12 protein-coding genes are annotated in these 13013 nt (G+C 60.2%); 5 read left to right on the top strand and 7 right to left on the bottom strand.

What is annotated here, in order from left to right:
- Positions 1-26: 26 nt before the first annotated feature.
- Positions 27-701 carry an HAD family hydrolase gene (locus ACT3UA_RS08935; RefSeq protein WP_096287496.1) on the top strand — a complete coding sequence of 225 codons (675 nt, stop codon included), beginning with the start codon at positions 27-29 and terminating at the stop codon, positions 699-701.
- 98 nt (positions 702-799) lie between these two features.
- Here the strand turns inward: ACT3UA_RS08935 and ACT3UA_RS08930 are convergent, their stop codons facing one another.
- The 5 genes from ACT3UA_RS08930 to ACT3UA_RS08910 form a co-directional block, all read right to left on the bottom strand.
- Positions 800-1708, bottom strand: coding sequence for an aminoglycoside phosphotransferase family protein (locus ACT3UA_RS08930; protein WP_096256696.1), 909 nt, complete (start codon positions 1706-1708; stop codon positions 800-802).
- Between the two features lie 1292 nt (positions 1709-3000).
- Positions 3001-4509, bottom strand: a complete 1509-nt coding sequence (gene gatB, locus ACT3UA_RS08925) for an Asp-tRNA(Asn)/Glu-tRNA(Gln) amidotransferase subunit GatB (RefSeq protein WP_096287498.1) — start codon at positions 4507-4509, stop codon at positions 3001-3003.
- A 9-nt stretch (positions 4510-4518) separates the two neighbouring features.
- Positions 4519-6072 (bottom strand): Asp-tRNA(Asn)/Glu-tRNA(Gln) amidotransferase subunit GatA, encoded by a 1554-nt coding sequence (gene gatA / locus ACT3UA_RS08920; protein WP_176484223.1) that lies wholly within the window; start codon positions 6070-6072, stop codon positions 4519-4521.
- Positions 6062-6358: an Asp-tRNA(Asn)/Glu-tRNA(Gln) amidotransferase subunit GatC gene (gatC, locus tag ACT3UA_RS08915; protein WP_096287501.1), complete on the bottom strand. Its 297-nt coding sequence runs from the start codon at positions 6356-6358 to the stop codon at positions 6062-6064. Before gatC ends, gatA begins: the two co-directional genes overlap by 11 nt.
- An 86-nt stretch (positions 6359-6444) precedes the next feature.
- On the bottom strand, positions 6445-7071 hold the full coding sequence (locus ACT3UA_RS08910; RefSeq protein ID WP_096287503.1) for a maltokinase N-terminal cap-like domain-containing protein: 627 nt from the start codon (positions 7069-7071) through the stop codon (positions 6445-6447).
- A gap of 54 nt (positions 7072-7125) precedes the next feature.
- On the opposite strand from ACT3UA_RS08910, the gene ACT3UA_RS08905 reads away from it, so the two are divergent.
- Positions 7126-7728 (top strand): GNAT family N-acetyltransferase, encoded by a 603-nt coding sequence (locus ACT3UA_RS08905; RefSeq protein ID WP_176484224.1) that lies wholly within the window; start codon positions 7126-7128, stop codon positions 7726-7728.
- A gap of 13 nt (positions 7729-7741) precedes the next feature.
- Here the strand turns inward: ACT3UA_RS08905 and ACT3UA_RS08900 are convergent, their stop codons facing one another.
- Positions 7742-9655, bottom strand: a complete 1914-nt coding sequence (locus ACT3UA_RS08900; protein ID WP_096287507.1) for a penicillin-binding transpeptidase domain-containing protein — start codon at positions 9653-9655, stop codon at positions 7742-7744.
- A gap of 72 nt (positions 9656-9727) precedes the next feature.
- Positions 9728-10264 carry a GNAT family N-acetyltransferase gene (locus tag ACT3UA_RS08895; protein WP_096287509.1) on the bottom strand — a complete coding sequence of 179 codons (537 nt, stop codon included), beginning with the start codon at positions 10262-10264 and terminating at the stop codon, positions 9728-9730.
- 505 nt (positions 10265-10769) lie between these two features.
- Here ACT3UA_RS08895 and ACT3UA_RS08890 point away from each other — a divergent pair.
- From ACT3UA_RS08890 to ACT3UA_RS08880, 3 genes are all read left to right on the top strand, one after another.
- Positions 10770-11576, top strand: a complete 807-nt coding sequence (locus ACT3UA_RS08890; RefSeq protein WP_096287785.1) for a glucosamine-6-phosphate deaminase — start codon at positions 10770-10772, stop codon at positions 11574-11576.
- A 141-nt stretch (positions 11577-11717) separates the two neighbouring features.
- Positions 11718-12068 carry an SRPBCC family protein gene (locus ACT3UA_RS08885; RefSeq protein WP_444616026.1) on the top strand — a complete coding sequence of 117 codons (351 nt, stop codon included), beginning with the start codon at positions 11718-11720 and terminating at the stop codon, positions 12066-12068.
- 330 nt (positions 12069-12398) lie between these two features.
- Positions 12399-12911: a hypothetical protein gene (locus ACT3UA_RS08880; protein ID WP_444616024.1), complete on the top strand. Its 513-nt coding sequence runs from the start codon at positions 12399-12401 to the stop codon at positions 12909-12911.
- The last annotated feature ends 102 nt before the right edge of the window (positions 12912-13013 follow it).

The raw sequence follows: 13013 nt of genomic DNA, 5'->3' as shown, positions 1-13013 counted from the left end.
CATTCGGATTCAAAAAGGAACCACCGATGAACCCAAAATTCTCCGCTCTGCTCTTTGACTGCGACGGGGTCCTGGTGGACTCCGAATCCCTCACTAACGCGGTGCTGCGCCAGATGCTGATCGAGCTTGGATGGAATCTCAGCCAGGAAGAATGCATCCAGATTTTCATCGGCAAGGCATTGAAAGATCAATGGCAGCCAATTCTCGCCCACACCGGATTCCGCATCGACGACGCCTGGATCTCCCGGTTCCGGACACGACGCGACGAGGCGCTGCGCGCGAACCTGCAGCCCATTCCCGGCGCCCTGGAAGCAGTCGCGCAAATTCCCGGGAGCTACGGCAACAAGATCGCCTGCGCCACCGGGGCCGATCGCGGCAAGGTGGAAATGCAGCTCTCGCTCACCGGGCTGGCACCGTTTTTCGGCGACCGGGTGTTCAGCGGCATGGAATACCCGCGCAGTAAACCGGCACCGGATGTCTATCTGGCGGCTGCAGCTGCGCTCGGGGTCGATCCGCGTCAGGCGCTGGTAATCGAAGATACCGCCACCGGAGTCACCGCAGGTGTCGCCGCCGGGGCCACCGTGTACGGATATTGCTCGGGCGGCCCGACCAGCACCAGCCCTCAGGCGCTGACCGCCGCGGGTGCCAGCCACATTTTCACCAGCATGGGCGAACTCCCCGCGCTAGTCTCGTCGAATTAGCGCCCCAGAAAACCCCCGGCAGGGACGATCCGTGGTGCCTCCGGAAACGGCCGTTTTGGCATCAACATCTAAGATCCGGATCAGCCGCTCCGGCACACTCACCTCTTCAGCAGCATATTCAGGGTATCCAAGCCGATTCGTCCCAAGGGGTCGGCGGTGCCCAGCGGCGCGGTGAGCATGGCGTAGCGCAGTGCCCAACCACGCGCCCGCAGCCACATTGCTGTCCCGCGATCTGCAGCGTACCGACGCAACTCTTGATCACGCACCGGCTCGGTAAAGTGCATCCACAGCATTCCCAGATCCGAAGCGGGATCTCCGGCGCAGAGGTCTCCAAAATCCACCAATGCGGACAGTTCAGCCTTGCCACCACCGGTGGTCACAATCGTATTGTGCGGATGCGGATCGCCGTGGAGCCAGCGTGGCGGCCCGCCGTAGGCATCAGCTTCTAATGACTGTTCCCAGATGAATTGCGCACCGCGTCGGTACGTCGTTGGAAGCTGGGAGATCTGCTCTCTGGTGCGTTGATCCACTACTTGCAATTCGCAGCCTCTGAATTCACTGCGTGGCGCATCTTCGGGGGCAGGGCCATGCACCACCGACAAATAGTCGGTAAAAGCCGGCGCATAGGCATCACGTTGCCTTCGCCCCAGCGTCGCCGCGCTGATGCCAGGGACGTAACGGCAGATCGAAAAGGTGAACGGGTAGTCCGCTGACGGCTCCCCGATGAATACCGGAGCCCCCACATCCAAGCCGCTGTCGGACGACAGGCGAGGCAACCATTTCCGCTCCTTGTGCCCGATCTTCTCGGCGAGTGCACGACGAGGCAGTCGCACCAGTAAATCATCACCCAAACGGTAAACCTCGTTGTCCCACCCGGTAGCCAGATAAGTCAGAGTTCTTCCGGACCACTGACTCGCTTGCGCGCAGATCAATTCGCGCACCAACGCCCGATCAATAGACACTTCCGCCGCAGGTTTTGCCGAAACGGCCATTTCTTGGAAGGTCATTGCTCCATGCTAAATCAATCCCGCCAAAGCGATCGCGCGCATTCCGCTCGGTACGAGAATCCGAGACTAGATCTGGGAGATTTTTCATCCACTTTTCGCGGCAAAATCATCCGTGTCATCTGTTCGGTAATAGCGTGCGTGGAAACAACGTGCGGGACAATCGTGCTTTCCGCTACCTTGCGGTTTTCGTTCAGTGCGCTCGAGTTCTAGATGCGGACCTCATGACTAGTACCGCGTTTCTGTCTTCAGTTTGGCTTGGCAGCTCGGCATAGGCCTAGGCAAGTGACTGATTTTCGCGTTGTGTGAATAGGAAATTTAGGATTTGCTGTCCGGCATAGTATTAGCGTCGTGAAGGGAGGCCTATTTCCTTCGTCGATTGGCGGGTTCTCTTTTTCGTTTTTCAGAAACAGTACAAAGCCCCCTAGAACGCGTGCTCGAACACTGGAGCTTAAGGCCACTGGCTGCATAATTCCGAGAAATAACCCCCTTCACCGAACGCTCAAAGGGATGTTAATCATCCAAATTGACGATAGCCGTGGCCGCCAAAGCAACGTACTGTGAAGATGGTAGTTCTAATAGGAACCAGTCAGTTTGAACTTGGATTGGATTACCTGACATGCACAGAAGGGCTTCGTGAGTCGCATGCTTGCTTGGTTTGGCTTGGAAGAAAAGGCTAAAAACGAATCGGAACAACCAGACGATGGCGTGAGCGAAAAAACTAAATGGGGATCCCTGCTCCTCTGCCTCGCTTTGGCATTTGCGGTTTTTGCCGTAACTCATTGGCTACTTAGCGGCGCTTCCGGCTTTGCATCCTATGTGCCCGGAATATGCGCCGCAGGCACCCTGCTCATTGGTTCGCTCATTTCCGAACACTCCCTAGCCCGCGGTGAAGACCATTCCCCGGACCCACGCTCCGGCAAAAACTAAATCCCGTAACGTCAATCGCGTGTCGCGCGCGTTGGCCGCATCCTGAGGTCAAATGGTGATCTGGGCCGGCTCCGGCAACGCGGGTGCCAGCGAGTTGAACTTCGAAGCTCTTCTCCACTATCCCACCGCTCCCGCCCACGCTATAAGATTCACCATTCTAAAAAACGGCACCGTCTGGCGAGCGCCGCCACACGAAACCGCCCGCAGAGGCGGCGATGGCCAGACTGATCCGAGTATTACTTCCGAACTCTGGCAACGCCCGCGAGCGATCACCGGAACATCGTGGCTTATGAAGAAAAACAGCGAACCCCGAATTCCTTTGAAAGGAATTCGGGGTTCGCTGTTTTAGTACCGAAGGATGAGTCTTACAGACCCAACTTCTCGATCACGATTTCGCGCACGCGACCGGCATCGGCCTGACCGCGGGTGGCTTTCATAACCGGTCCCATCAGGGCGCCGATGGCCTGCATCTTGCCGCCCTTGATCTTCTCGACCACGTCCGGCATGGCGGCCATAGCTTCATCCACGGCCTTGCCCAACGCATCATCGTCGTTGACCACAGCTAGGCTGCGCTTCTCAACGATCTCGTTTGGAGTTCCTTCGCCATCAACCACAAATTCCAGCACCTGGCGGGCGATCTTGTCATTGATCTTCTTCGAGGTGATCAGCGAATTCAGCTCAACGATGGTTGCCGGGGTGACCCCCAGATCCGCAATTTCCTTGTCCGCAGCCTTGGCCAGACGGGCGATCTCGCCCATCCACCACTTGCGGGCTACCGCGGCACTGGTACCGGCGGCAATGGTTGCCTCGATCTCGTCGAGCACGCCCGCGTTGACCACGTCACGGAATTCCTTGTCCGCATAACCCCAGTCGGCCTTCAGTCGCTTGCGGCGATCTGCCGGCGGCTCGGGCAGACGCGAACGCAGTTCCTCAACCCATTCGGCAGTGGTGACGATTGGCACCAGGTCCGGCTCCGGGAAGTAACGGTAGTCATCGGCATCCGACTTCGGACGGCCCGAGGTGGTGCTGCGAGTGTCTTCGTGCCAGTGACGGGTTTCCTGAACGATCTTCGCTCCGGAATCGAGCACCGCTGCGTGGCGTTCAATTTCGAAGTGCACCGCGTGCTCCACGGCACGCAACGAGTTTACGTTCTTGGTTTCGGTACGGGTACCGAACTTGTCCGCTCCCTTGAGCATCAGCGAAACGTTGGCGTCGCAACGCACGTTGCCGCGCTCCATTTTCGCATCCGATACCCCGAGGTTCTTCACGATTTCACGCACCGCGGCCACGTAGGCCTTGGCCAGCTCCGGCGCCCGCTTGCCGGCGCCCTCGATGGTCTTGGTGACGATTTCAACCAGCGGCACCCCGGCACGGTTGTAGTCCACCAGCGAGTAGTCCGCGCCCTGGATGCGTCCGGAGGCACCGCCCATGTGGGTCAGCTTTCCGGCGTCTTCCTCCATGTGGGCGCGTTCGATCTCCACGCGGAAGATCTCCCCGTCCTCCAGTTCGACATCCAGCCAGCCGTCAAAGGCGATCGGATCATCGTACTGCGAGGTCTGGAAGTTCTTCGGGGTGTCCGGGTAGAAGTAGTTCTTCCGCGCGAATCCGCAACGCTCGGCGATCTGGCAGTTCAGCGCCAGGCCGATCAGGATGGAGTACTCCACGGCGGTCTTGTTGACCACCGGCAGTACGCCAGGCAGACCCAGGTCAACCGGGGTGACGTTGGTGTTCGGGTCGTCGCCGAAGGCATTCGGGGCGTCCGAGAACATCTTGGTCTTGGTGTTCAGCTCTACGTGGACCTCGAAGCCGAGCACCGGATCATATTTCTCCAGTGCCACATCAAAGTCGACGAGTTCATCGGTGTAGTTAGACATGTGCTCCCCTTAGGCCTTTGGCGCGATCGACGCGGAATCAATGGCAGGTGCCTGCGAGATCAGGGTGTGCCCCCAGCTCTTTTCCAGCAGTGCTTCCAGTGCCGCACCTGCACGATAGACGCGAGCGTCCTCGAAGGCAGGAGCCAGGAACTGGATGCCCACCGGCAGGTCCTCGGACAGCCCGCCGGGCACGGTGATGCCCGGGATGCCGGCGAGGTTTGCCGGGATGGTGGCCACGTCGTTGAGGTACATGGCCAGCGGGTCGTTGTCGTTGGCGCCCAGCTCGAAGGCGACGGTCGGAGCGGTTGGCGAAACCAGCACGTCGGCCTGCGCGAACGCGGCGTCGAAGTCGCGCTGGATCAGCGTGCGGACCTTCTGCGCCGAACCGTAGTAGGCGTCGTAGTAGCCGGCGCTCAACGCGTAGGTGCCCAGGATGATGCGGCGCTTGACTTCGTCGCCGAAACCGGCGGCACGGGTGGCTCCCATCACGCGTTCGATGGTCAGCGCGCCGTCTTCCGGAAGCACCCGGTTGCCGTAGCGGACCCCGTCGAACTTCGCCAGGTTGGAAGAGACTTCCGAAGGCATGATCAGGTAGTAGGCACCCAGTGCGTACTTCAGGTTAGGGCAGGAAACCTCGACGATTTCCGCGCCCGCGCCCTTGAGCAGTTCGAGGGACTCCTCGAAGCGTGCCTGCACGCCGGCTTGGTAGCCCTCGCCCTGCAGCTCGGTGATCACACCGATGCGCAGGCCCTTGAGATCCCCGGTGGCGCCGGATTCTGCGGCGGCTACCAGGCCCTCGAGGGTTTTTGGCAGCGAGGTGGAATCCTTCGGATCGTGCCCGCCGATCAGTTCCTGCAGGTGTGCCGAGTCGAGCACGGTACGGGAGACCGGGCCGATCTGGTCCAGCGAGGAGGCCATGGCGATCGCGCCGTAGCGCGAGACCCCGCCGTAGGTCGGCTTCACGCCCACGGTGCCGGTGACGGCGCCGGGCTGGCGGATCGAACCACCGGTGTCGGTGCCCAGAGCCAGCGGCGCCTCGAAGGAGGCTACGGCCGCGGCCGAGCCGCCGCCGGAACCGCCGGGAATACGATCCAGGTTCCACGGGTTGCGCGTCACCCCGTAGGCGGAGTGCTCGGTGGAGGAGCCCATGGCGAACTCGTCCAGGTTGGTCTTGCCCAGCATCGGAAGCTTCGCGGCGCGGATCTTCTCGATGACGGTGGCGTCATAGGGGCTCATCCAGCCTTCGAGCATCTTCGATGCCGCGGTGGTCGGCTGGCCCTTGGTGACGATCAGGTCCTTGATGGCGATAGGCACGCCGGCCAGTGGGTGCAGCGCTTCGGCTTCGGCGCCGCCGGCGGCGCGGATCGCGTCCACCTCGGCGGCGACGGCGAGCGCTTCCTCGGCGTTCACATGCAGGAAGGCGTTCAGTGCACCATCAACTTCGGCGATGCGATCCAGGTGAGCCTGGACGGCGACTACGGAAGTTACAACGCCTGCGCGCAGCTTTGCTGCCAGCTCGGTGGCGGAAAGACGAATCAGATCTGACACTAGGTTATTCACCATCCAGAATTGCCGGGACCTTGAAGCGGTTCGAGTCCGAGTCAGGTGCGTTGAGCAGAACTTCATCGATGCTCAGCGTCTGTCCCACCACGTCTTCACGCAATACGTTGGTCAACGGGATTGGGTGGCTGGTGGCTGGGATATCGGAGGAGGCGACTTCGCTGACGGATGCGATGGCATCGACGATCACGCCGAGCTCACCGGTCATCTTGTCCAGCTCTGCGCCGCTCATCTCGATGTGGGCCAATCGTGACAAGTGCACGAGGTCCTCACGGCTGATGGCAGACATATATCTCCCTAAAGTGGGCGGATGGGTTTCACAGACAAGTCTATCCCTTGCCCGCCGGCAACTAGGTCGCAAAAGTCCTTCGGACGTTATGCTGTGCGCAATACCAAACCGCTCAGCTCCTGGCCGAGCGCATTCTCCCAGAAGCCGATGACTCCGGCGGCGTTGGCTTTGCCGGCAACCGGCTTGCGGATAATGACGGCGCGCTTCCCGCTGGTCTCGCCGGTGAGCGTGATCCGTGCATCGTCGGTAAATGATTCGGTGTGGTGCTGCGGGATGGATTTGCCCGCGAGCAGTCCGCGCGCCTGGTCGTTGAAGACCGGGTCCCCGGCCGCGTCATAGACATAGCGCGGCCCCAGGATGGCGTGCTCGCTGATGCCTATCAGGTACGGCTCGCCGCCTTCGAGGGGTGCTTCTCGATAGCTCAAGGGCACATGGTAAATCACCTCGGAGGTGTCGGCATGATCCGCATAAATGCGCAGCTCCACCCCGACCTTCCCCTGGGGGTCTTCGAGCCGGAATCCGCCGATATGTTCAAGTTTCGGGACGCCCTGACCAGAATAGAAGTCCTGCTTGATCAGCCAAGCGGACACCAACTCATTTTTGGTTGGCGACATTGAGGTGTTGTAGACGATGCCCATGGGCTCAGTCTGCCAAGTCAGCGACGTGCGCACAAGAGCTTGACCCTCGTGTTGCCCGCGGCTCTCAAGGCGCATGTTAATTTTCCTGCAGAGCCCGTGCCGCCAGAGGATATCGATAGCATGGGATCCATGACAACCGATGCTCAGTGGAACCAGGCCAGCCAAGCCCAAAGCTATGGCGAAGCCCTGTTACAGGATGAACGGGTGTGCCTGCGCGAGGTGGAGCCAGAAGACTTGGCCCAGCTGGCGGCGTGGTGGAATGACCCGCAGTGGGCGGTGCTCCAACAGAGGATCGCCAAGCCCAGGCCATCGCAGCGGGTAATGGATATGTTGGCCGTGTGGAGCGAGAACAAGCCGAACAGCGGGGACGCCGGATTCAGCATCTTCGAAAAGCCGCAGGGCAACCTCATTGGGCATGCCACGCTCGCCGGTGGCGCGCTGCCGCACCGCGCAGCGGAATTTGCCATCATGCTTGGCGGGGAGCACGTGGACCGTGGCTACGGCACCCGTGCGGTCCGGCTGATGACCGGTTACGGCTTCAACGAGATGGGGCTGAACCGCATTGGCTTAAAGGTCGCGGCGTTCAACACCCGTGCGCTGCGGGCCTATGAAAAAGCCGGCTTCAGCCTCGAAGGCCGCGAACGAGAGGTGTATTTCCACCAAGGCAAGTTTCATGACCAGCTCATCATGGGTCTCCTTGCCCGCGATTACTTCGCCACCGCGCGACCCTGAACCCCGGGCGGGCTTACTTGCCGGCGCCGGTGAGGAAATCGGCGACCAGCGGGCCTGCAGTCTGCGCTCCCCCGTCGCCGTCTTCGACGAAGGCCGCCACCGCGAGGTCGCCCTGGGCGGCGATCACCCAGGCGTGCGCGTTGCGTTCCGCATCGTATTCCGCGGTGCCGCTCTTGCCAATGATCTTTGCTCCCGGCACCGACTTCAGGTCGCTCAGCGTGCCATGGTCCACTACCCCAGCCATCATTTCCTGCAGCTGTCCGGCTTCGGATTCGGTCAATTCGGTCTTCGCCTGCGCAGGTTCCTTCGGCTCGGGGTCCAGCACCAGCCGTGGTTGCACGGTGCTGCCCTGGGCGATTGATGCCATGACTGTGGCCATGCCCAGCGGGGAAGCTTCGACCACACCCTGTCCGATCATGTTGGCAGCCAGTTCGGTTCCTTCCGAGGCATCCGGAACGGAGCCGATAAATGCTTCGGCTCCGGTGCCATCCTCGGCGACAAGCCCCAGCGAGCTGGCGGCCGAGGCTACGGATTCAGCACCTAGTTCGCTGCCTGCATTGACGAAGACCGTATTGCAGGATTCGGCAATGGCCTCAGCGAGCGGAATCGTGCCCACGGCACCCGCGGGGTAGCCGTCATAGTTCTTGAAGCTCTTGCCATCCACCTCTGTGCTCGCCGGGCATTGCACCTGGCTCTGCGGGGTTTGGCCCTCGCGGAGCATCGCCAAGGCGCTGATGACTTTGAAGACTGATCCCGGAGCGTACCGGCCCTTCAGCGCGGTATTCAGCCCATTGGACTCCGGCCCGGAAGCTGCCGCCAGCACCTGGCCATCGGACGGCCGGATTGCCACGATGGATGAGGCGGAATCGGATTCGGAAACCAAGGACTCTGCGACGGTCTGCAGCTTTTCATTCAAGGAAAGCTGGAGGTCTTCACCAGCTACCGGTTCGGTGCCCATCAGTTCGGCAACCGGTTCGTGCTCTGCGTTATACCGCGAAACCGCTACCCCGGCGGTGCCCGCCAATGTCTCGTTATAGGTGGCTTGCAGTCCGGAGAGACCAACTTGGTCACCTGCCTGGATCTTCCCTTCGGACTTCTCAATAATTTCGGCGGTCGCCTGGCCGACGCTTCCAAGGATCGGGCGGGCGAAGGCTCGGGTGGGCGCCAAGGGCATCTCATCGGCTTGCCCGAGGGCTCCGGGAATCTCTGCAATCTGTTCGTCGGTCACTTCGCGGTCCGCATCATCGCGCAATACGATCGCCTGGACCCAGGCCTTGGCACCGGTTTTTTCCACCCGGTTCGCGAAGGAATCTTCGTCAATACCCACGAGCTTTGCCAGTTTGCGGGAGGAGGCTTCCCACTCGTCTGATTCTGCGCGGGTCTTATCGATCCCCACGCGCACCACCGGACGGTTCTTCACCAGCGCGTTGCCGTTGCCGCCAAGGATCTGCCCGCGTGCGGCTTCGCTGAATCGCGCATCGAGGTACTCGCCGGCTTCCAGATCAGGTGCGAGAATTTTCGGATCAAAGCGCAGCTTCCACTGCTCGGCCTCATCATCAAATTCCATGACTGCTTGGGTGTCATAGGTCAGATCGGTATCGCTGGAGTCAATGTCCCAGGTGGTTTGCAGCGTCGCGGTAGCGGTCTGCACCCCATCTTGGGACTCTTCGTCTTCGGCGGCACCGAGCACCGTGTGGCTGCGTTTGATGTCCCCCATCGGGCCATACGCGGTTTCCAGGCTCTTCGCCGCCGCGCTGGGGTCGCTTCCGGCCAGCGGCACCGCAGAGAAGTCGCCGGAGCCAAGCGCGGCGGCAAGCGCCTCGGCCGCAGGCTTCGGATCGGGTATTGCCGCGCTGCATGCGGTAAGCGAGCCCGCAACGAGGGCTGCAACGGACAGGGCGACTGCACTTCGGGGGAAACGACGCATGGCGCCAGTCTATGCAAATGCGAGAGCGCCAAGCCAGAATGGCTCGCCACAAGTCCGCATTAGGCACATTCTTTAGCTTTCCAGGACCAGCGCGTACACCACGAGGCGAATGTCGGTATCCGGAACCACCCAGTCTCGTTCCGGGCGGTGGGTGAAACCTAGAGATTCATACAGCCGACGAGCCGCACTCCAGTGGCCGCCGGTGGTCAGCGACACCGCGTGCACCTCCGGTAGTTGGCGGGCAAGCTCGATCGCTGCCAGCACCATTGCTCGTCCTGCGCCGGCGCGTTGCACGGTTGGATCCACGCTGAGCATACGGATTTCGAGTTCACCTTCGAGGGCGACGTCAGCGTATTCATTGCCCGCTTGGATCAGGGTCATCGAAGCAATGATCTGGCCGTCTTTGCGTGCCACGAAAATATCGCAGTGGGCACCGCGCTGAGCGACCTGGCGAACAAAGTGCAGGTACTCATGCTGCGGATCGTCAAAATGCCCGGCCTGCAGGTACGCCTCAACGGTGAGGTCGCCGATACGCTCGTAATCGGCTGCGGACGCCAATTCGATGAGCAACTGGCCCTTGGCTGCTTTGCAATCATCAACTTCAGACATGGTGCTTCTAGTTTGCCATCGATTTCCGGCTCGCGGCGCAGCGGCGGGGCAAAAGACGAATCGTGAAAAATCCTCCCTGCAGCGTCGCGCCGTACCGGCCGCTTCCGAGCGTAGATGACGAACCATAAGCCGGGTGAAGCCGGCATGGGAATCAAGCAGATTTCCAAAGCAACAATGAATATTTCAGGTGCCATCTGTGGCCGGAACCCAGTAAACTGACTAGCATTGCCGCAGTTCGAGCAGCAATCCTCGCTTGTCACACCGTTGTGAACGCCCAGCCCGAGGACTCGGCCGTGCAATCCTTTCAGCACCAAATCAATTGTTTTCAGGATGATTTTGCGGCCCCGGCCGGGATATTGGACGCTGCTCAAGGACTCGGCCACACACCCGTTGATATTTATGTTGCAAAGGGCAGCGCGCTGGTTCACGTCCAACGATTAGGGCTACGGTTCACGGCCTGCCCAACTAAGAGTATTTTCCACTAACAGATCGGAGAGTGAACGACTTGCGCGTTCTCATTGGTTCTTCCGCGGAGCATGTTGCCCGTATCGCCGCAGATAATGTCCTCGCTGGACTGGCTCACCACGGAAAAGGGAAAGACCCCGTGCTCGGTGTTGCCACCGGCTCTTCGCCGCTTGGCTTGTATCGCGAGCTCAGTGCGGCGGTAGCCGAAGGACGCGCAGATTTTTCCAAGGCCCGGGGCTTCGCGCTGGACGAATACATCGGCATCCCGAACACGCATGAGCTGTCCTATCGCCAGACACTCATCGCCGAGGTTTGCAATACCTTTGGAATGCCGGTCAGCGGGCTGCACACGCCCCAGGGTATGGCCGATTCCTTAGAGGAAATCGAAGCCAATGCACGAGCCTATGACCAGTCGATCAAGGATTCCGGCGGCATCCAGGTTCAGATCCTGGGAATCGGCAGCAACGGCCATATCGGCTTCAACGAACCGGGCAGCGCCTTGCGCAGCCGTACCCGGATCAAGCGATTGGCTGCACAGACTCGAATCGACAATGCACGGTTCTTCGACGGAATCGAGCATGTCCCAACCCACTGCGTCACCCAGGGTCTTGGCACGGTGCTGGAGGCCGGCCGGCTGGTGCTGCTGGCTACCGGTGAGTCGAAAGCAGAGGCGATCGCGTTGGCGGTGGAAGGTCCGTTGTCGGCTTCGTGCCCCGGGTCCGTACTGCAGCTGCATCAGGATGCAGTGGTGGTCCTCGACGAGGCAGCGGCGGCGGGCTTGAAGAAGCGTGCCTACTATGATGATGCTGCCGAAGGAATCAGCTTGGAGAATCTCCGAGTGCACTAAGCCGGTTCAACACGGCTCCACGAAAATCTAACCGAAATGTTGGGGCATATGGCTGTCTACTTCGAATGCGTCACTCGCACTCCAATGGATCGAATCGAACTTTTTGACCGCGCACGGAGCATCGATATGCACCGCGGTTCGATGGCCAACACCCAAGAAGAAGCAATAGCCGGTGTGACGAGTGGGCTCATCTCGCTCGGTGAGCAGGTTACCTGGAGGGCTCGTCATTTCGGGTTGCCGTTTCGCCTCACGACGAAAATCACCGAAATGAAATCCGCAGAAATATTCGTCGATGAACAGCTCCGCGGACCGTTTAAGTCTTTCCATCACGTCCACGAGTTCTATGAACTCGACGGAGAGACACTGATGGTTGACCGGATTCGTTTCGCCGCACCCTTCGGTCCCTTGGGATGGTTGGCCGAAAGGTTGGTCCTGGGTTGGTACATGCCCCGGCTCATCCGGCAGCGCAATGATTATCTACTGCACGGATAGTTCTGCAAGTGATGCCGCTCTTCAACAGTTGATTAATGCGCAGCCGCCATTGCAGGTTTCAGCGATGGATCGCAGTGCCGAATCTGGATGGACTTATCCACTAGTACGTTGGGAATCGAGTCATAGCCGGTCCGAGCAGATTTTCCCTCCTCGGCTCGCTAGGCTTGAGGGGTCGCAGAGACTAACCAACTGCAGCCGTTTCGCCTGACACACTGATCAAGGATCTTCCCCATCACCACACAAACTCAACCCTCAGCGACCAGACAATCGCTGGCGGGAAAAATTGCGCTCGGGGTTTCCCATGTCCTCTCGCCTGCCCTGCTAGTCGGCTTGCTGTTGATCGGTACGCCCTTGCGGTACAACGGGATCTCTTGGGTTGAGGCGGTAGCCGCCACGACGTTCACCATAATTATTCCTTGGCTATTTTTGTTGCTAGCGAAGTTCCGCGGCAGCGTGAGCGATCTGCACGTCACCCAACGCAGTCAACGCCATAAGATCTTTGCTCTGACCGCAGCGTCGATCCTCTGTGGGCTGGCCTTGCTCGGCTGGCTAGGGGCAAGCGCCACAATGTTCATCGAGGTGCTGTCCATCATGGCGGGGCTGCTCACGGTTGCTTTGATCAACCTCTGGTGGAAAGTCTCGGTGCATTTAGCCGTGGGCTGCTACGTGGTACTTCACATCTCCGCAGGGGATGCCTTCCTTGCCCCGGCAATAATGTTCATTGCCTTGCTATCGTGGTCGCGCATCCGAAGCAGCCAGCACACCGCCTCACAGGTGTGCGGCGGAGTCATGGTCGGCGTATTGATCAACTATGTCAGTAGCCAGCTAGCTCTGCTCGGATAATCGTCAGCAAAGCACTTCCGGCTCGGTCCGCCGCCCATTATGTGAGCGGCAGACCGAGCCAGTTTGAGCTTGTTGGATCGAGAGCAATACGCCGCGAGGCGG

It is taken from the genome of Glutamicibacter sp. 363, assembly GCF_052379505.1.
Taxonomy (GTDB): domain Bacteria; phylum Actinomycetota; class Actinomycetes; order Actinomycetales; family Micrococcaceae; genus Glutamicibacter.
The sequence above is the reverse complement of the archived record's forward strand: the minus strand, read 5'-3'. Positions and strand labels throughout refer to the sequence as shown.